Below are 17,685 nucleotides of genomic sequence, written 5' to 3' on the forward strand. Positions count from 1 at the left end.
CATGACGGAACGTCGCGGCGATCTGGATGGCGCGCACGGGCTGGTGCGACGGGGGCTGGACCTGCTGGTGCAGCGCAATGTCTCGCTCCTGCTGGTGCTGCTGGCGCTCTGCCTCGGGGTGGCGACGTTCGTCGTGCTGTCGGGGGGCATGTCGCTGGCGCGCCACCCGCAGATCGAGGCCCTGATCTTCATCCTCAATTTCCTCGTCCTGCTGCTGCTGGCCACCGCGCTGACGGAACAGGTGGGGCGGATGCTGGCCGAACGGCGCAGCGGGCTGGCCGGGGCGCGGCTGCATGTGCGGCTGATGACGCTGTTCGGGATCGTGGCGGTCGCGCCCACCATCGTCGTGGGCGTGTTCGCCGCCGTCTTTTTCCATTACGGCATCCAGATCTGGTTCAGCGACCGCGTCAACACCGCCCTTAACGAGGCGCTGGAGGCGTCGCGCGGCTATCTTCAGGAACATAACGCCAATATCCGCACCGAGGCGTTTTCGCTGGCGAACTACCTCGTCAGCGCGCAGAGCGGCCTGATGGGCAACGGCACCGACCTGATGCACGACCCGGACGCGTTGGGGCAGATACTCGATTCACAGGCGACGCTGCGCGGGCTGAACATGGCGGTCATTTATGATCCGTTCACCAACACGGTTGTCGCCTCCGGCGGGCTGATGGGACATTCGGCGTACGGGCAGGACCTGCCGCCGCCAGCCGCCACCCTGATGGCGCGGACCAACGATATCGCCATCCTCGATTCCCCCGATGAAAAGACGGTGCGCGCCGTGATTTCCCTGGGGGATACGCCGCCGCTGATGCTGATGATCTCCCGCCCGGTCGATCCCGATATCCTTGGCCACATGCGCAAGACCGAAAGCGTGGTCAGCGATTACCAGCGCCTGAACCGCAACAGGGCAAAAATACAGTTCACCTTCGTTCTGATCTTCGCGCTGGTGGCGGTGCTGGTGCTGGGGGCGGCCATCCTGATCGGGCTGGTGCTGGCGACCCAGATCGTGCGCCCGCTCAGCCTGCTGATCCTTGCCTCCGAACGGATCAGCCGGGGCGACCTCGACGCGCATGTGCCCGAAGGCGAGGGTGATGACGAGGTCTCCAGCCTGTCGCGTGCCTTCAACCGCATGACGGACCAGCTTTCGACGCAACGCACTGAACTGATGAATGCCTCCACCCAGATCAACGAACGCCGGCGTTTTACCGAGGCCGTGCTGTCAGGGGTGTCGGCGGGGGTGATCGGGCTGGATTCCCATCAGGTCATCGAACTGCCCAACCGCGCGGCCAGCGTCCTTCTGCATCGCGACCTCAACGACGCGGTGGGGGAACGGCTGGTGGACGTGGTGCCGGAATTCGCGCCCATGCTGGAACAGGTGGCGCGCGGGGTGAACCGCGAGCTTACGCATGAGGTGCATGTCGTGGCGGGGACGCGCTCATGCACGCTGCTGGTGCGCATCGGCGCGGAAATGCAGAGCAGCGTCACCGGCGACGTGGCCGATGGCTATGTCGTGACCTTTGACGACATAACCGCCCTGCAGGTGGCGCAGCGCAAGGCGGCCTGGGCCGATGTCGCCCGCCGCATCGCCCATGAAATCAAGAATCCGCTGACACCCATCCAGCTTGCGGCGGAGCGTCTGAAGCGCCGGTTCCTGCGTGAAATCTCTTCCGATCCTGACACATTTTCGCAATGCGTGGATACGATCGTGCGGCATGTGGGGGATATCGGGCGTATGGTGGACGAATTTTCCGCCTTTGCCCGCATGCCCCAGCCCATGATGCGTGACGAGGATTTTTCGCGTATCGTGCGCGAGGCCCTGATCCTGCAGCGCAGCGCGCATCCGGAAATCCGCTATGTCGTGAACCTGCCGGACCGGGGGCCGATGGTGGAATGCGACCGCCGGCTGATCGGGCAGGCGCTGACAAACCTGTTGCAGAATGCGGCGGATGCCATTGCCATGCGCCCCAAAGAAGCGGATGCTGGGGGGAATGGCGATGGCGTGGCCGGGACGATCCGCATCGGCCTGTCATGCGGGGATGGCGATCTGCGTCTGTCGGTGGCCGATGACGGGATCGGCCTGCCGGTCGAGGACCGCACCCGCCTGACGGAGCCCTATGTGACGCACAAGCCGAAAGGCACCGGACTGGGTCTTGCAATCGTCAAGAAGATTCTGGAAGACCATGGGGGCAGTGTCGGTCTAGAAGATTGTCCCGAAGGTAGGGGAGCTGTTTCGACGTTGATTTTGCCGATAAAGGACGACCATGGGACATGAAATCCTGATCGTCGATGACGAGCCTGACATCCGGCTGCTTATCGAGGGAATCCTGAGCGACGAGGGATACGAGACACGGCTGGCAGGCGATGCCGATTCCGCCATCAGCGCCTTTCGCGAACGTCGTCCGTCGCTTGTCATTCTGGATGTGTGGCTGCAGGGATCGCGCCTTGACGGGCTTGGCATCCTCAATGTCTTCCACAAGGAAGAACCCTCGGTGCCTGTCGTCATGATTTCCGGTCATGGCACGATTGAAACCGCCGTGGCGGCGCTCCAGCACGGGGCGTATGACTTTATCGAAAAACCGTTCCAGGCAGACCGCCTGCTGGTCGTGGTGCGCCGCGCGCTGGAGGCGTCGCGCCTTGCGCGCGAAAATGCGGAGCTGCGCCTGCGCGCCGGGTCGGAGGCGATGCTGGACGGCCGCAGCGCCGCCATCACCGCCGTGCGCAACCAGATCGACCGCGTGGCGCCAACGGGGTCGCGCGTGCTGATTTCCGGCGCGGCGGGTTCGGGCAAGGAAGTGGCCGCGCGCATGATCCATGCCAGTTCGCGTCGGTCCGACGGTCCGTTCATCGTCCTGAACTGCGCGACGCTTGCCCCCTCCCGCTTCGAGGAGGAACTGTTCGGGATCGAGGGAACCGAAGACGGGGCGGGACGTCGTACCGGCGTGCTGGAGCGTGCCCATGGCGGGACGCTCGTGCTGGACGAGGTGTCGGACATGCCGCTGGAAACGCAGGGCAAGATCGTGCGCGCCCTGCAGGACCAGACGTTCGAGCGGCTGGGCGGGTCGCGCCGGGTCAAGGTGGATGTCCGCGTCCTTGCGACGACGAATCGCGACCTGCAGGCGGAAATCGCCGCCGGACGCTTCCGCGAGGACCTGTACTACCGCCTTGCGGTCGTGCCGCTGCGCGTGCCGGGGCTGCATGAACGGCGCGAGGACATTCCCGACCTTGCCCGCCTGTTCCTGCGCCGTGCCGCGGAAAATGCGGGGCTGCCGCTGCGTGAACTGTCGGGCGATGCCATTGCCGCGCTGCAGAATTACGACTGGCCCGGCAACGTGCGTGAACTGCGCAACCTGATGGAACGCCTGCTGATCATGATGCCGGGCAACGGCACGGACCCGATCCGCGCCGACATGCTGCCGTCGAGTGTCGGGGAGGGGGCGCCCACGTTACTGAAATTTGATTCCGATGAGGATGTGATGGGCCTGCCCCTGCGTGAGGCGCGCGACCTGTTCGAAACCCAGTACCTGCAGGCTCAGCTGCTGCGTTTCGGGGGGAATATCAGCCGGACGGCAGGTTTCGTGGGGATGGAGCGCAGCGCCCTGCATCGCAAGCTCAAGCAGCTTGGCGTGACATCGGAAGATCGGAACCCTGCCTGAGATTTTGCCCGATGCCCGCAGGGCTGCTAGACAATCAACCGTGATACGGACGGTGGCAACGCCGTAGCATGGGCACGGGGACGATTCCGTGCTGTGTGACCTGCCCAACAGCAACAAAGTAAGGCCTTGCCGTGGCAAAAGATCCTTCGCAGAACGTTCAGGACGTCTTCCTGAACCATGTCCGTCGATCCAAGACCCCCGTTACGATTTTCCTTGTCAATGGCGTCAAGCTTCAGGGAATCATTACGTGGTTCGACAATTTTTCCGTCCTGCTGCGCCGTGATGGCCATACGCAGCTGGTGTACAAGCACGCGATCAGCACCGTGATGCCCGCGAATCCCGTCACCCTGTTCGAACCGCCCGTCGCCGAAGGTGAGGAGGCTTCCCCCGTGGCTGGTACCGGCGAGTTCCTGTGACATCGGCCCCCGGACCGGTCATGACGCGCGCCGCCGTCATCCTGCCGTGGGAACGTCCCGACCGGCAGGATGAAAGCCGCGCCGCCGAAGCCCGCCTGGAAGAGGCCGTGGGGCTGGCCGCCTCCATCGGGCTGGTCATCATCTGCAAGGCGGTGCTGCTGCTGCGCGCGCGCCGTCCCGCCACCCTGCTGGGCAGCGGACAGGTCGAGTCGCTGCATGCGACCGTCCGGGCAGACAATATTGCCGTCGTCATCATCGATTCCCGCCTGACCCCGGTGCAGCAGCGTAACCTTGAACGCGCGCTGGGCTGCAAGGTCATCGACCGGACGGCGCTGATCCTCGATATCTTCGGCGAACGCGCGGCGACGAAGGAAGGCTCTCTCCAGGTGGAGCTGGCGCATCTGGAATACCAGCGCAGCCGCCTTGTGCGCACATGGACCCATCTGGAACGCCAACGCGGCGGTTTCGGGTTCCTTGGCGGTCCGGGCGAAACGCAGATCGAGGCCGACCGTCGCATGATCGGCGACCGGATCGTCCGCCTCAAGCGCGAACTCGAACAGGTGCGCCGCACGCGCGGCCTGCACCGTCAGGCGCGCAAGCGGGTGCCGTTCCCCGTCGTGGCCCTGGTGGGTTATACCAATGCCGGGAAATCGACGCTGTTCAATGCCCTGACCGGGGCCAGCGTCTATGCCCAGGACCAGCTGTTCGCGACGCTTGATCCCACGATGCGCGGGATCCGCCTGCCGTCGGGACGACGGATCATCCTGTCCGATACGGTGGGGTTCATCAGCGACCTGCCCACCGAACTGATCGCCGCCTTCCGCGCGACGCTTGAAGAAGTGGCCGAGGCCGACATCATCCTGCATGTCCGCGACGTCTCCCACCCCGAAACCGCGACCCAGCGCACCGATGTGATCGAGGTGCTTGAGGGCATGGCGCGCAGCGGCACGATCGAATCCGACTGGCAATCGCGGGTGATCGAGGTGCTGAACAAGGCCGACCTGCTGGGCGGGCGCGAGGCCGTGGGCGCGCGTCCGGGCGCGATCGTCATTTCGGCCATGACCGGCGACGGGCTGCCCGATTTGCTGGGCTGCATCGACGAACGCCTGACCCATGCCATGGAACTGGCGCATTACCGCATTCCGGTCGCCAATGGCGCGGCGATGGCGTGGCTGTATGAACATGGCGAGGTGGTCGAACGCACGGATGAGGAGGACGGGGTGGACATGTATGTGCGCCTTTCGCCCGCAAATCGCGCGCGTTTTGAAATGCAGCATGCCGCCGGGATCACCTGCTTCGAAAGCTGAGCCGATGACCGTTGTGTGACCGGGTCGCATGCCGGACGGGGCTGGTATCCCGACCGCGACAGGATCAGAATTGTCATGGAACGTGGTTGTCCATGGCATGGGGGAACGGACAATGACCGATCGGATTGGCCTTGCGGAAATGGAGGGGGTCCTTGGCCTGATGCGCGATGCCGCGCGGGGCGAGGTCATGTCGCGGTTCCGCCGTCTGGGTTATGCGGACATCCGCACCAAGAGTTCGGCGCTCGATGTCGTCACGGCGGCGGATGAGGCGGCCGAGCGTGTCATTACCCATGCCCTGCGCGACCTGTATCCCGACGCCCTGATCGTGGGGGAGGAAGCGGTCGCCGCCGATCCGTCGCTTCTGTCGGGGCTGGGAAAGGCTAGGCTTGCATTCGTGATCGACCCGATTGACGGGACCGCCAATTATGCCGCCGGGGTTCCGCTGTTTGGCGTCATGGTTTCCGCCGTGGCGGGGGGAGAGGTCGTGGGCGGCGTCATCCTTGATCCGGTCTGCGACGTGGCGGCGGTCGCGGCGCGCGGGCAGGGGGCATGGCTGTATGACCGCGATGGCAGCCGACGTGCGATGCGGGTGGCGGCGCCGGTCGCGCCCGAAGCGATGTCGGGCAACGCATCATGGCGTTATCTGGCGCCGGACCTGCGCGATGCCGTGACGCGCAACCTGCCGCGCGTGATGGGATCGTGGGATTTCCGCTGCGCCGCGCAGGAATACCTGATGCTGGTCGATGGCAAATGCCATTTCCTGCTGTTCAACCGCACGCTGCCATGGGACCATCTGGCGGGATGGCTGATCCATCAGGAGGCGGGCGGCCATGCCGCGCATTTCGACGGATCCCCCTATCGCGTGACCGACCGGGAAGGCGGGCTGCTTTATGCCCCCGACCATGCCAGCTGGACTGCCCTGCGCGACCTGCTGCTTGGCGCGTCCTGACGGGACGGGGACGTCGTCATTCCTCCCCCCGTTCGCGCCGTTTGACGGCCTGCCATCCTTCCTCCATCACGCTGACATCCACGTCGCGCAGCGCCAGGCCGCGGCGGGCCAGATCCTGTTCCATTTCGGTAAAGCGGCGCGTGAACTTGGCGTTGGCATGTCGCAGGCAGTCCTCCGGGTCGAGGTCGAGCTTGCGCGCAAGGGTCGCCAGGGTGAACAGCACATCGCCCAGTTCGTCGCGCATCCGCGCCCTGTCGCCGCTGTCGAGTTCTGCCTTCAGCTCCGCGATTTCCTCGTCCACCTTGCCCATCACGTCGGTGGCGTGCGTCCAGTCAAATCCCACCCGTGCGGCACGGCCTGACAGCTTGCGCGCGCGCAGCAGGGCAGGCAGGCCGACCGGCACGTCATCAAGCGTGCCCGCCCGGTCGCGCGCAAGGCGTTCGCGGGCCTTGCCCTCCTCCCACTGACCCTCCGTCAGCGTGGCGTCGCCAAAGACATGCGGATGGCGCCGGACCATCTTGTCGCCAATCATGCTGGCGACCGTGGCGAAGTCGAACATGCCGGCCTCCGCCCCCATCTGCGCGTGATAGACCACCTGCAGCAGCAGGTCGCCCAGTTCATCGGGCAGCCCGTCCCAGTCCTGCCGCGCGATGGTGTCCGCGACCTCATAGGCTTCCTCGATCGCATAGGGGGCGATGGTCGCGAAATCCTGCTCCCGGTCCCACGGGCATCCGGTCTGCGGGTCGCGCAGGCGCGCCATGATGTCGAGCAGCCGGCTGATGGCCTGCGGCGCGTCGGGCGGCGTGGGGGCGTCGGGCATGTGGGGCTCCTGTCATGGTTGCGGCACCCGGCGATGATTGTATAGTCCGCCAGTCCGCGCAATGTGCGACGGATTTTTCCGGGAAACAGGGATCATGAATACTCACGCACTGCCATCGGCATTCATTGACGGAGAAGCGGGCACGACGGGCCTGGGAATCCGCGCGCGTCTGGAACGCCTGCCGGTGCATGTGCGCTCCATCGCGCCGGAACTGCGCAAGGACCCCGAGGCACGGCGGGAGATGATGGCGTCCGTGGATCTTGTGGTGCTGTGCCTGCCCGATGCCGCCGCGCGCGACGCTGTGGCGATGATCGACGGATTGCGGGCGCAGGGGGGGCATGCGCCACGCGTGCTCGACGCCAGCACCGCGTTCCGGACCGCCCCCGGCTGGGTGTACGGGTTTCCCGAAATGCGTCCCGAACAGGCGCAGGCCATCCGCACGGCCACCCATGTCACAAATCCCGGCTGCTATCCCACCGGGATCATCGGGCTGCTGCATCCGCTGGTTGCGGCGGGACTTGTCCCGGCGGACTATCCCGTCACGGTCAACGCCGTCAGTGGTTACAGCGGTGGCGGCCGCGCGATGATCGAGGCGCACGAGCGCGATGGCGGGCCCGCGTTCGAACTGTATGGCCTGTCGCTGCAGCACAAGCACCTGCCGGAGGCGACCGTGTATTCCGGCCTGTCGCGCGCGCCGGTTTTCGTGCCGTCGGTGGGGCATTTCCCGCAGGGGATGATCGTCTCCATCCCCCTGCACCTCGACCTTCTGCCAAAGGGGACGCGTGGCGCGGACCTGCACGCGGCGCTGGTGGCGCATTATCGTGGCTCGGACCGCATCAGCGTGCCTGATGCCTGCGCCAGCCTTTGCGCCGATACGCTGGCGGGAACCGATCGCATGGAACTGCGGGTGCATGTGAACGAGGAGCACCGGCAGGCGGTCCTGACCGCGCGTCTGGACAATCTGGGCAAGGGGGCTTCGGGTGCCGCGATCCAGAACATCGCCCTGATGCTGGGGCTGGAGACGCCATCCCCCGTATGATATGTGCGGCCCGCAGGCGCGGGTGCGCGATCAATTGCCACCGGCCCTGTTTTGCTGTTAAGCAGGCCTGCATGCGAGAGTGACGGAACGGTAGACGTAGTCGACTCAAAATCGACCGCCGCAAGGCATGGGGGTTCGAATCCCCCCTCTCGTACCAGTTGGCGTGTCATGACGTGACGCGCTGTCCCTTTTGCCCGTGTTGCGAACAGGACGATGTTTTCCTTGCCCGAAATCCAGATCGAAAAGCCGTCGGCGCGGCCTCTCAATCCGTGCTTTTCCTCCGGCCCGTGCGCCAAGCGGCCGGGATGGTCGCTGGCGGCGCTGTCGTCTGCGCTGGTGGGACGTTCGCATCGCTCGGCCGAGGGACGGGCGCGCCTGAACGAGGTGATTACCCGTTCGCGCGATATCCTTGGCATGCCCGCTGACTGGCGTCTGGGGATCGTTCCCGCCTCCGACACGGGCGCGGTGGAAATGGTCCTGTGGTCGCTGCTGGGCACGCGCCCGGTCGATGTCCTGGCGTTCGAGAGTTTTTCGGCCACATGGGCCAACGACATCATCGCGCAGCTCCAGCTGCCGGATGCCCGCGTTCTGCGCGCCGGATACGGGGAGGTTCCCGACCTGGCGGAGGTGGACTGGTCGCGCGACGTGGTCCTGACGTGGAACGGTACGACGTCCGGCGCGTGTTTCGCCGATGGCGATGCCATCCCCGCCGATCGCGAGGGACTGGTGATCTGTGACGCAACGTCCGCCGCGTTCGCGATGGACCTGCCGTGGGACAGGCTCGATGTCGTCACGTGGTCATGGCAGAAGGTCCTTGGCGGGGAAGCGGCGCATGGCATGCTGGCCCTGTCGCCGCGCGCGGTCGAACGCCTGGTGTCGCAGCCCGCGCCGCGTCCGCTGCCCAAGATTTTTCGCCTGACCGACCGCAAGGGCCTGATCGAGGGCATTTTCCGGGGCGATACGATCAACACGCCCTCCATGCTATGCGTGGAGGATGCGCTCGACGGGTTGCGCTGGGCCGAACAGGTGGGCGGCCTGACGGGCCTGATCGCGCGCAGCCGCGCCAACCTTGCGGTGGTTGCGCAATGGGTGGCCGACAGCGACTGGGCCGCCTTCCTTGCCGCATCGCCGCGCCACCGCTCCAGCACCGCCATCTGCCTGCGCATTGTCGCGCCGTGGTTCACCGCGCTGGACCATGAGACGCAGACGAAGGCCGCGCGCGAGATCGTGGCCCTGCTTGCGGCCGAGGAGGTGGCGATGGATGTCGGCAGCTATCGCGATGCGCCGCCGGGCCTGCGCCTGTGGGGCGGGGCGACGGTGGAATCGTCCGATCTGGCGGCGGTGCTGCCTTGGCTCGACTGGGCGCATGCCCGGGTCCGTGCGACATATATCTGATCCCACTGCGCAAACGCATGATGCGCGCCCTGCACGTCGTGTCGCCTGATGCGCGCACGTCAAGAAATAGGCATGAACGATGACGGATGATCCGCCCCTCAATCCCGCACTGCTGCCTGCCGGATTTGTCGATGTGCTGCCCCCTGCGGCAGAGGCGGAGGCCGAGGGACTCGAATCCCTGATGCGGGTGTTCGCCGCGCATGGCTATGACCGGGTTTCCCCGCCGCTGCTGGAATTCGAGGAAACGCTGCTGACGGGATCAGGCGCGGCGGTGGCGGAACAGACATTCCGCGTGATGGACCCCGACACGCGGCGCATGATGGCGCTGCGTCCCGACATGACCCCGCAGATCGCGCGCATCGCGGCCACGCGTCTGGCGCGCAGGCCCCGTCCCCTGCGCCTGTCCTATGCCGGGGCGTGTGTGATGATGGGCAGTCCGTCGCGTGAGACCGACCGGCAGATCCTGCAGGCCGGGATCGAACTGATCGGGCCGGACACGCCGGTTGCGGATGCCGAAATCGTGGCGCTGGGGGCCGAGGGCCTGAAGATGCTGGGCGTGCCGCATGTCTCCTTCGACCTGACGATGCCGCCGCTGACGACCGCGCTGCTGGCCGAAGGGACGTTCACGCCCGCCACCCGTTCCGCGCTGCTGCGCGCGCTGGATCGCAAGGACGCGGCGGCAGTCACGCGTTATGGCGGTGCGCTGGCGCCCATCCTGACGGAGCTTCTGTATGCGGCCGGTCCGGCGCGTCGCGCGCTGGAGGTCCTGTCGCGCGTCAGCCTACCGCCTGCCGCGCGTGCGCAGAGCGACCGGCTGGCGGCGACCGTCGCCACCATCGAGGAGCGGGTGCCGGACATCCGCCTGACGGTCGATCCCGTCGAATTCCGGGGATGGCAGTACCATACCGGCGTCTGCGTCACGGTGTACGCGCTGGGCCGGCAGGAGGAGCTGGGCCGGGGTGGCCGTTACCGTTCCAACGATGACGAACCTGCCTGTGGCCTGACGCTGCGGCCTGATACGATCCTGCGGGTCGCCCCGCCGCGCGAAAGCCGGACGCGCGTGTTCGTGCCATGGGGGACCGAGCCCGAGGTGGCGCAGGATCTGCGCGCGCAGGGATATGCGACGGTCGCGGCCCTTGGCGAGATGGCCATTCCCGTGGCGGAGGCGCAGCGGCTTGGATGCGCCTTCATCGTGTCGCGCGGAAAGCTGAAGCCGGTCAGGAATGTCGGAAAAGCCGACTGAGTTTTTTTCCTTTAATTTTTTGAATTTTTCTTCCGGTCGCGCCTGACGATGCGCATCCGGATCGTCAGACAAGCAGAGCGAGGAGCAGGACATGTCCAACGTCACCGTGATCGGCACCCAATGGGGTGACGAGGGCAAAGGCAAGATCGTCGACTGGCTGGCCAGCCGCGCGGATATCGTCGTGCGCTTCCAGGGCGGTCATAATGCCGGCCATACGCTGGTGGTGGGCGATCAGACCTACAAGCTGTCGCTGCTGCCGTCGGGGCTGGTGCGGGGCAAGACCGGCGTCATCGGCAATGGCGTTGTCGTCGATCCCGAGGCGCTGCTCAAGGAAATCGACCGGGTGACGGCGCAGGGGCTGAAGGTTACGCCCGATACGCTGAAAATCGCGGAAAATGCGCCCCTGATCCTGCCGGTGCACGGGGCGCTGGACCGCGCGCGTGAGGCGGCGCGCGGCGATCGCAAGATCGGCACGACCGGGCGCGGCATCGGCCCGGCGTACGAGGACAAGGTGGCGCGTCGCGCGATCCGCCTGTGTGACCTTGCGGAACCTGAAACGCTGGACTGGAAGCTTGACGAGCTGCTGCTGCATCATAACACGCTGTTGCGCGGGCTGGGGGCGCCTGTCTTTACCAAGGAAGAGCTGATGGCCTTCCTGACGGGTATCGCGCCGCGCGTCCTGCCCTTCATGGCGCCGGTGTGGGACCTGCTGGATGACAGCCGTCGCGCCGGATCGCGCATCCTGTTCGAAGGCGCGCAGGCCGTCATGCTGGATGTCGATCATGGCACCTATCCCTTCGTCACCAGCTCGAACACGGTTGCCGCCAATGCCGGGACCGGCAGCGGCGTTGGTCCGACCAGCGTCGGTTTCGTGCTGGGGATTGCCAAGGCCTATACGACGCGCGTGGGCGAAGGTCCGTTCCCCAGCGAACTGCATGACGAAATGGGGCGCACGCTGGGTGAACGGGGCCATGAATTCGGTACCGTCACCGGTCGGCCCCGGCGTTGTGGCTGGTTTGATGCCGTTCTGGTGCGTCGCGCGGTGCGCGTCGGGGGCGTGAACGGGCTGGCGCTGACGAAGCTGGATGTGCTGGACGGCCTCAAGGAAATCAAAATCTGCGTCGGGTATGAGCTTGACGGCGTACAGACCACCCATTTCCCGTCCGCCCCGGCCGCGCAGGCCCGTATCCGTCCGGTGTTCGAGACGATGGAGGGATGGGACGGCACCACGCATGGCGCGCGTTCCTGGGCCGACCTGCCGGCGCAGGCGATCAAGTATGTCCGCCGGATCGAGGAACTGGTCGAAGCTCCGGTCACGCTGCTGTCCACCAGCCCGGAACGCGACGACACGATCCTGATGCGCGATCCGTTCGAGGACTGATAATAGACTGAAATCATAAAAGTTTTTGATAAAGCTTTTTACAAAAAGCTTTGAGAGACGTCGCCTTTTTGAAAAAAGGCGACACCCAAAACTTTTATTTTCAAACAGTCTTCAGGGGTAAAAGCCTGTTACTTGCCCAGTTTGGGCAGATATGAAAAAACGGCCCGGAAGATCATTCTTCCGGGCCGTTTTCATGTAACGCGACAGGGGACAGGGAAGCTTTCCCTGCCGACCGGGTTCAGCCCTTCTGGGCCTTTTCATGTTCCTCGCGTCGTGCGGCGACTTCGGCCTTCATCGCGTTCTGCACCTTTTCAAAGGCGCGGACCTCAATCTGGCGCACCCGCTCGCGCGAGATGTTGTACACGTGGGAGAGGTCTTCCAGCGTGGCGGGATCGTCCTTGAGCCGCCGTTCCGTCAGGATATGACGTTCGCGCTCGTTCAGGGATTTCATCGCATTCGCCAGAAGCGCCTGCCGGCCGGAATATTCCTCATGCTCGGCCAGGGTCTGTTCCTGGTTGTCATGGTCATCCACCAGCCAGTCCTGCCATTCCCCTTCGCTGTCGCTGCGCAGGGGGGCGTTGAGGCTGTGGTCCGGGGCGGACAGCCGCCGGTTCATGTTGACGACATCCTGTTCGGGCACACCCAGCGATTTGGCGATCTTGTCCACCTGTTCGGGCTGAAGGTCGCCATCGTCGATGGCCTGCATCTGTCCCTTGAGGCGACGCAGGTTGAAAAACAGTTTCTTCTGCGCCGCCGTGGTGCCGATTTTCACCAGCGACCAGCTGTGCAGGATGTATTCTTGAATTGCGGCGCGGATCCACCACATGGCATACGTGGCCAGCCGGAACCCGCGTTCCGGGTCGAAACGGCGCACGGCCTGCATCATGCCGATGTTGCCCTCGCTGATCAGTTCGCCCACCGGCAGGCCATAGCCGCGATAGCCCATCGCGATCTTTGCCACCAGACGCAGGTGGGAGGTGACCAGTTTATGTGCTGCTTCCGTGTCGCCCTTTTCCTTCCAGCGGCGCGACAGTTTCAGCTCTTCCTCGGGGGAGAGCATCGGAAATTTGCGGATATCCCGAAGATATTTTGAAAGATTGTTTTCGGGACCGGATAGAATTGCGGAAGAAGAGGCCATCAGAATCGGACTCCTGTGTCCGGATGAACGGGCTGGCGGGTCAGTCTGTAACGAGCAGGCGACCAACGGGTTGCAGCCGTTTTCCGAGAGACGCACGACTGGACTTGTTCCGTCCCCGCAGGACATCCCCGGAATGGGCGACATCGTGCAGGACGTCCAGTTTGCCTGGGGGCGTCGGCCCTGGCGAACAGATCCAAGCGATACTGTCCATTCCCGTTTACGTCAAGGAAACGCGCATTAAACCGCCTTAATATCAGCCAATCGCAGCAAGCAGGTCTTGGAAATCAGGGGGCAGCGGGGTTTCGAACAGAAGGCGCGCGCCGGTTCGTGGATGCACGAAGCCAAGGCGCTGTGCATGCAGGGCCTGGCGCGCGAAATCCAGTGCCGCATGGCGCGCATCCGCCGGCAGTCCCCGCGCGGCGGCGGGAATGCGGCGCAGGTAGGTCGGGTCCCCCACCAGCGCGTGTCCCGCATGGGCGAAATGCACCCTGATCTGGTGGGTGCGCCCGGTGGCGAGCTTGCATTCGACATGGCTCAGCCCGCCGTGGAACGTCCTGAGCGTGCGGTAATGTGTCAGCGCGTGCTTGCCGCCGCCATTGCTGATGACGGCCATTCGCTTGCGGTCACGCCGGTCGCGCCCGATGGCGCCATCGAATGATCCCGTGGCGGGCGACAGGATTCCCCAGCAGATCGCCTGATAGGCACGTTCGATATCGCGGTTGGCAAATGCCTCCGACAGTGCCTTATGGGCGAGTTCCGTCTTGGCCGCGACCATGACGCCGGACGTGTCCTTGTCCAGGCGATGCACGATGCCCGGGCGACGTTCCCCCCCGATGCCGGTCAGGCTGTCGCCGCAATGCCCCAGAAGCGCGTTGACCAGCGTCCCGTCCTCGTTCCCGGGGGCCGGATGCACCACCAGTCCCGCCGGCTTGTCGATGACGATGAGGTCGCTGTCCTCGAACAGGATATCCAGCGCGATGTCCTGCCCCTGCGGTGTTGCGGGCGCCGCGGCCGGCACGCGCAGTTCATAGCGCATGCCTGCGCGGACCGGTTCGGCAGGTTCGCGCAGCACGAGTCCATCGCACAGGAGATGTCCGCCCTCCATCAGGGATTTGATGCGCGAACGCGACAGGGTGCCGATCGCGTCGGCCATGAAGCGGTCGGTGCGTTGCCCTGCATCCCTGTCGGTGGCAATGACGGGTTCAGGCTGGATGTCTTGGGTCATGAGGCGTCCAATAATGGAAAAAACCGCGTTCGGAAACGGAAAGCACACTATGGAAAAACAGGGATCGCGCGCGTTGCTGGCGGCGGTGATCGGCATGGGGGTTCTGCTGGCGGTGGGATCGCTGGTGCTGGTGGGGGTGTTGGTGCACCGGATTTCCCATCCCCGCGACTCCGCCACGGACGCGGCGGCAGGGGCGGCGCCCGCTGTCGCGCAGATGCTGCCCGCGGCGGATGTGGGGCGGCTGGTGCTTGATGAACCGGCAGGCACCCATATCGTTTCGCTGGCGCGTCAGGGCGATGCGCTGCTGGCGGTGGCGTTGACGGGCGGCGGCGCGGACAGGGTCATCCTGTGGGATCTCGTCCATAACCGCATTGCCGGACGGATGCAGGTTTCCCCGTAAATCCGTCAGGCACGAAAGAAAAATGAGGTCGGGCAGCTTTTTGAGGATTCGTCTGCTTGTGTCGGGCACCGCAATCCTCTAGAAGCGCTTTCGGCCATGTCCCGTTCGTCTAGAGGCCTAGGACGCCGCCCTCTCACGGCGGCAACACGGGTTCGAATCCCGTACGGGACGCCAGCGACACTGTGTGAACATGGTGCGCTGCCGTCGATATTCCCTGACCCCATATCCGACATCTGGCATGTGTGCATGAATTGATGCGCATCATGGCGATGCTGGCCTGCGTATGGGGCCCCGGACCAGTCGCATACGAACATATATAGATATATAAAATATGTCTTATATTAAAATACGACAGGGGCTTTTGTTCAAGTATTGTGGAATATTATCGCTTTTTACGCCTCATGGGTAGGATAGGCTACATTTGCCGCAATGCTGATATCCTGCGTTCATTTCGGAAGATGCGAACAGATTAGATGCGTTTGACCTTGCATACTGATTATGCCCTCAGGGTGCTGCTATATCTTGCGCTGCGTCCTGATACGCGCGTCTCCATACGGGAGGTGGCGCGGGCCAACAGGGTATCAGAAACCCATATGGTCAAGGTTGTCCACAAGCTGGGACGCGCCGGTCTGATACGGACCGTGCGCGGTCGCGGGGGCGGGATCGAACTGGGACAGCCTGCCGACGGGATCCGGATTGGCGACGTGGTGCGCCTGACGGAAGAGGAGCGGCAGCTGGTCACGTGCATGCGCACGGGGCGTGAGAACGAGGACTGCGTGCTCAGCGGTTTCTGCCAGTTCTATTTCGTGCTGGGGACCGCCCTTGATGCGTTCATGGAAGTGCTGGACAACTGGACGCTATCGGATATTCTCAGGATGTCGGCGCGTGATGACATGATGCGGCGGCTGTTCATTCCTGATGACGTGGCGATCAGCGGGCGCGCGCCCTGACGCCACGCTGGTCACGCGCTTTCATATCAGCGTTTTTCTTGTTTTTTTTTGCCATGGCCGTGGCTGTGACCGGCACTCATGACGGCTAAAGATGTAAATACAATACCGAATTTTAGACCGTCGTTCAGGGGGCGGGGAAGAGTCATTGATCTGAATCAATCCGGATTGAAATTTTAAATATCTTTCGGGTTTTCAATTTCATCCGAACGTAAGAATATTATTACGCCGACTTAAGCTTTCGGATGGGCGCTGTCTGTTTTGTTCAGGCACGGCCTGCTCTGGCAAGGGGCGGTGCCCGGTGCGGGTTCTGGCGAACTGGTGGAATCCTGAAGTTGGAGCTTGTGATAAAATTACAACTTCATCGAGGTCGTATTGTGGCAGGGCCTTCGCCATTGTTTGCCAAGGGCAGGGCGATGATTATGATCGGGATACGACAGAGGCCATATTTCCAAGTAAATCCTGGTATGGGGGTGCGGTAAGGAAAACAGTTCACGTCGTGTCGGTTTTTTTTGAGGGCCTAATGGACCAGAAACCGCGACCGTAAGCCGTCATCGCGTTGCGGGGGTGAAGGTCCGTTCCGGGGTTGTTTTGTTTGAATGTTTGTCTTTCGGGATATGTAAGATCTGATGCAGTTGATTTCCATGATGACTAAAGAAAACAATTCTCCGGCCGGGTTCGGGGTGGGGCGGCGTTCCTTTATGTCGGTCATGGCGGCAATGGGGGGTGCGCAGATGCTTTCATCCACGGCTTTCGCGGGTACGTCCGATGCCGTAAAGCAGCAGTGGAGCATCTTCCGCAGCAAGTATTTTCGTCCGGATGGCCGTATCATTGACACCGGAAATGGCGGGGAATCCCATAGCGAGGGGCAGGGCTATGGCATGCTGTTCGCCGTATCGGCTGGTGACCTGCCGACGTTCGAGGCGATCTGGACATGGGCGCGCGCCCATCTGCAGCACAGCACGGACAAGCTGTTTTCCTGGCGTTACCTCAGCAATCATCAGCCGCCGGTGCCGGACAAGAACAATGCGACGGATGGCGACCTGCTGATCGCCCTGGCCCTTGGGCGGGCGGGGCACCTGTTCAATCGTCCCGATTTTATTCAGGATGCGACGGACATCTATACCGATGTCCTCAAGCTGATGACGATGAAGGCGGGGCCTTACGTGGTTCTGCTGCCCGGCGCGAACGGGTTCGTCAGGAAAGACACCGTTACCCTCAACCTTTCCTATTATGTGATGCCCTCGCTTCTGCAGGCGTTCGACCTGACGGGCGATACGAAGTGGCGCACCGTGATTGAGGACGGACTTCGTCTGATTTCGGCTGGGCGTTTCGGGCAATGGCGCCTGCCGCCCGACTGGCTGTCGGTAAACCGGCAGAGCGGGGCACTGTCGATCGCGTCGGGCTGGCCGCCGCGCTTCTCCTACGATGCGATTCGGGTGCCGCTGTATCTTTACTGGGGCCATATGCTGGCGCCGCAGGTGCAGGCGGATTTTGCCCTGTTCTGGAATCATTTCGGGGCGAATGCCCTGCCTGGATGGGTCGATCTGACCACAGGCGCGCGTTCGCCCTATAACGCGCCCCCCGGATATCTTGCGGTTGCTGAATGCACGGGACTTGATTCCGCCGGTGAACTGCCGACACTGGATCATGCGCCCGATTATTATTCCGCAGCGTTGACGCTGCTCGTTTATATTGCGCGGGCAGAGGAGACTACAAAGTGAGTGCATCTGAGTCTGATGGTCTGACCGGAGGGGGGAAAAGTGGAAGTC

Annotated in this window: 15 protein-coding genes and 2 tRNA genes; 14 read left to right on the plus strand and 3 right to left on the minus strand. The window is 63.8% G+C overall.

What is annotated here, in order from left to right; translation table 11 throughout:
* The first annotated feature begins 1 nt into the window (after window position 1).
* The 5 genes from NJLHNGOC_RS08155 (at window position 2) to NJLHNGOC_RS08175 (ending at window position 6,325) form a co-directional block, all read left to right on the plus strand.
* The gene (locus NJLHNGOC_RS08155) at window positions 2–2,272 is read left to right on the plus strand and encodes a sensor histidine kinase NtrY-like (protein WP_113595934.1); all 2,271 of its coding nucleotides are present in this window, start codon (window positions 2–4) and stop codon (window positions 2,270–2,272) included.
* Window positions 2,262–3,653: a nitrogen assimilation response regulator NtrX gene (ntrX, locus tag NJLHNGOC_RS08160; RefSeq protein WP_113595935.1), complete on the plus strand. Its 1,392-nt coding sequence runs from the start codon at window positions 2,262–2,264 to the stop codon at window positions 3,651–3,653. The genes NJLHNGOC_RS08155 and ntrX overlap by 11 nt, the downstream gene beginning before the upstream one ends.
* Window positions 3,654–3,784: 131 nt before the next feature.
* On the plus strand, window positions 3,785–4,069 hold the full coding sequence (gene hfq, locus NJLHNGOC_RS08165) for an RNA chaperone Hfq (protein WP_113595936.1): 285 nt from the start codon (window positions 3,785–3,787) through the stop codon (window positions 4,067–4,069).
* Between the two features lie 20 nt (window positions 4,070–4,089).
* A complete protein-coding gene (hflX, locus tag NJLHNGOC_RS08170; protein ID WP_239021412.1) occupies window positions 4,090–5,376 on the plus strand; it encodes a GTPase HflX in 1,287 nt (428 codons plus the stop codon).
* 112 nt (window positions 5,377–5,488) lie between these two features.
* A complete protein-coding gene (locus NJLHNGOC_RS08175) occupies window positions 5,489–6,325 on the plus strand; it encodes an inositol monophosphatase family protein (protein WP_113595986.1) in 837 nt (278 codons plus the stop codon).
* A gap of 16 nt (window positions 6,326–6,341) precedes the next feature.
* Here NJLHNGOC_RS08175 and mazG read toward each other — a convergent pair whose 3' ends face one another.
* Window positions 6,342–7,145 carry a nucleoside triphosphate pyrophosphohydrolase gene (mazG, locus tag NJLHNGOC_RS08180; RefSeq protein WP_113595938.1) on the minus strand — a complete coding sequence of 268 codons (804 nt, stop codon included), beginning with the start codon at window positions 7,143–7,145 and terminating at the stop codon, window positions 6,342–6,344.
* Window positions 7,146–7,239: 94 nt separating this feature from the next.
* Here mazG and argC point away from each other — a divergent pair, with 94 nt between their 5' ends.
* From argC to NJLHNGOC_RS08205, 5 genes are all read left to right on the plus strand, one after another.
* The gene (argC, locus tag NJLHNGOC_RS08185) at window positions 7,240–8,184 is read left to right on the plus strand and encodes an N-acetyl-gamma-glutamyl-phosphate reductase (protein ID WP_113595987.1); all 945 of its coding nucleotides are present in this window, start codon (window positions 7,240–7,242) and stop codon (window positions 8,182–8,184) included.
* 73 nt (window positions 8,185–8,257) lie between these two features.
* Window positions 8,258–8,341: transfer RNA gene (locus NJLHNGOC_RS08190), tRNA-Leu, on the plus strand.
* Window positions 8,342–8,397: 56 nt separating this feature from the next.
* Window positions 8,398–9,579 (plus strand): phosphoserine transaminase, encoded by a 1,182-nt coding sequence (locus NJLHNGOC_RS08195; RefSeq protein WP_113595939.1) that lies wholly within the window; start codon window positions 8,398–8,400, stop codon window positions 9,577–9,579.
* Window positions 9,580–9,658: 79 nt separating this feature from the next.
* Window positions 9,659–10,822, plus strand: a complete 1,164-nt coding sequence (locus NJLHNGOC_RS08200; RefSeq protein WP_113595940.1) for an ATP phosphoribosyltransferase regulatory subunit — start codon at window positions 9,659–9,661, stop codon at window positions 10,820–10,822.
* Between the two features lie 91 nt (window positions 10,823–10,913).
* Window positions 10,914–12,203 (plus strand): adenylosuccinate synthase, encoded by a 1,290-nt coding sequence (locus NJLHNGOC_RS08205; protein WP_113595941.1) that lies wholly within the window; start codon window positions 10,914–10,916, stop codon window positions 12,201–12,203.
* 238 nt (window positions 12,204–12,441) lie between these two features.
* On the opposite strand, the gene rpoH is transcribed toward NJLHNGOC_RS08205, so the two are convergent.
* The gene (rpoH, locus tag NJLHNGOC_RS08210; RefSeq protein WP_206057843.1) at window positions 12,442–13,341 is read right to left on the minus strand and encodes an RNA polymerase sigma factor RpoH; all 900 of its coding nucleotides are present in this window, start codon (window positions 13,339–13,341) and stop codon (window positions 12,442–12,444) included.
* 253 nt (window positions 13,342–13,594) lie between these two features.
* A complete protein-coding gene (locus NJLHNGOC_RS08215; protein ID WP_113595988.1) occupies window positions 13,595–14,566 on the minus strand; it encodes an RluA family pseudouridine synthase in 972 nt (323 codons plus the stop codon).
* 49 nt (window positions 14,567–14,615) lie between these two features.
* On the opposite strand from NJLHNGOC_RS08215, the gene NJLHNGOC_RS08220 reads away from it, so the two are divergent.
* The 4 genes from NJLHNGOC_RS08220 (at window position 14,616) to NJLHNGOC_RS08235 (ending at window position 17,637) form a co-directional block, all read left to right on the plus strand.
* Window positions 14,616–14,966 (plus strand): hypothetical protein, encoded by a 351-nt coding sequence (locus NJLHNGOC_RS08220; RefSeq protein WP_113595942.1) that lies wholly within the window; start codon window positions 14,616–14,618, stop codon window positions 14,964–14,966.
* Between the two features lie 98 nt (window positions 14,967–15,064).
* A tRNA-Glu gene (locus NJLHNGOC_RS08225) sits at window positions 15,065–15,140 on the plus strand.
* A gap of 299 nt (window positions 15,141–15,439) precedes the next feature.
* On the plus strand, window positions 15,440–15,916 hold the full coding sequence (locus tag NJLHNGOC_RS08230; RefSeq protein ID WP_113595943.1) for an RrF2 family transcriptional regulator: 477 nt from the start codon (window positions 15,440–15,442) through the stop codon (window positions 15,914–15,916).
* A gap of 641 nt (window positions 15,917–16,557) precedes the next feature.
* Complete coding sequence (locus NJLHNGOC_RS08235; RefSeq protein ID WP_113595989.1) at window positions 16,558–17,637, plus strand: glycosyl hydrolase family 8; 1,080 nt, start codon at window positions 16,558–16,560, stop codon at window positions 17,635–17,637.
* Window positions 17,638–17,685 lie beyond the last annotated feature (48 nt).

The organism is Novacetimonas cocois, from assembly GCF_003311635.1.
In the GTDB taxonomy this organism is placed as follows: Bacteria; Pseudomonadota; Alphaproteobacteria; order Acetobacterales; family Acetobacteraceae; genus Novacetimonas; species Novacetimonas cocois.